Raw genomic sequence first — 1,343 nt, forward strand, 5'->3', positions numbered from 1 at the left:
GTGGACGCCCCCCGACGGCATCGATGTGCCAAAGTGGAGGTGTTGAACACCACTTGAGGGAGGCGTCCATGTCGGAGGTTAGCACGATCGGTCTGGATATCGCGAAGAATGTTTTCCATGCGCATGGCGTGGATGAACGTGGACGGGCGTTATTCAGCCGGAAGATCAGCCGGACAAAGCTGCTCGATTTCTTTGCAGGGCAACCGCGATGTGTCGTTGCGCTGGAGGCCTGTGGCGGTGCGCACCATTGGGCACGCGAGCTCAGGGATATGGGCCATGATGTTCGCCTGATCCCGCCGGCCTATGTGAAGCCGTTCGTGAAGCGTCACAAGAATGATGCCATTGATGCCGAGGCGATCTGCGAGGCGACGCAGCGCCCGAATATGCGGTTCGTGCCCATCAAGGGGGAGGAACAACAGGCCTCGGGCATGATCTTCCGGACCCGTGACCTGCTGGTGCGCCAGCGGACCCAGTTGATCAATGCGGTCCGGGGCCATCTAACGGAATATGGCTGGGTGGCGCCGAAGGGGCCTTCGCATGTGGCGATGCTGGGCGACCTGCTGGAGGATGAGATGGCGGCATCGGTCCCGGAAGCGGCCAGGGCCATGTTCCGACTGATGCTGAACTTACTGGAGGAACTGGACGGCAAGATCCGGGACCTCGACAAGGACATAGCGCGCCGGGCCCGTGAAGATGCCGTTGCCCGACGGCTCATGACGATCCCCGGCGTGGGGCCGATCACTGCCACGGCGATCACGGCACTGGCGCCCCCGGCGGAAAGCTTCGCGAAGGGGCGAGACTTTGCGGCATGGCTTGGCCTGACACCGTTGCAGCGATCGACGGGCGGCAAGCAAAAGCTGGGCGCCATCTCGAAAATGGGCGAGCGTACACTCAGGCGGCTGCTGATTATCGGCAGCAGCGCTGTCGTCCTACAGGCAAGCAAGCGGGGCGCACCGAAGGGATCATGGCTGGAGCAGATGCTTGGCCGAAAGCCACGCATGCTCGTGACGGTGGCGCTCGCCAACAAGATGGCGCGGATCGTCTGGGCGCTGCTCACCAGGCAAGAGGATTACAAGGCTCCGGTCGCAGCCATGGCGTAAGCCCAGGCGGACTAGAGGTCGTCGGAGGCGTAGGCGGTCGAAGGAGGGTATGGCACAACAGTCGGCGAGACGGGGCCGGAAGAACCAGTGCAAACCACCGTGCCAGCGAGCACGCTATGGGTGATATGGTTCCGGTCCGCGAACTCCCATACGGGCCCGCAGCCTCCGATGCTGCATCAGAGGCCGGACAGATGGCAGCATCCGACTACGTGCCAGACCTCCAATTTACCCCTTGCACCTTTG

General features: G+C 62.8%; 1 protein-coding gene. It reads left to right on the forward strand.

From position 1 onward, the window contains the following. The first annotated feature begins 68 nt into the window (after positions 1–68). Positions 69–1,100 carry an IS110 family RNA-guided transposase gene (locus MJ601_RS21740; protein ID WP_242130477.1) on the forward strand — a complete coding sequence of 344 codons (1,032 nt, stop codon included), beginning with the start codon at positions 69–71 and terminating at the stop codon, positions 1,098–1,100. Positions 1,101–1,343 lie beyond the last annotated feature (243 nt).

The sequence above is a fragment of the Sphingobium trunci genome (assembly GCF_022664535.1).
Taxonomy (GTDB): Bacteria; Pseudomonadota; Alphaproteobacteria; order Sphingomonadales; family Sphingomonadaceae; genus Sphingobium.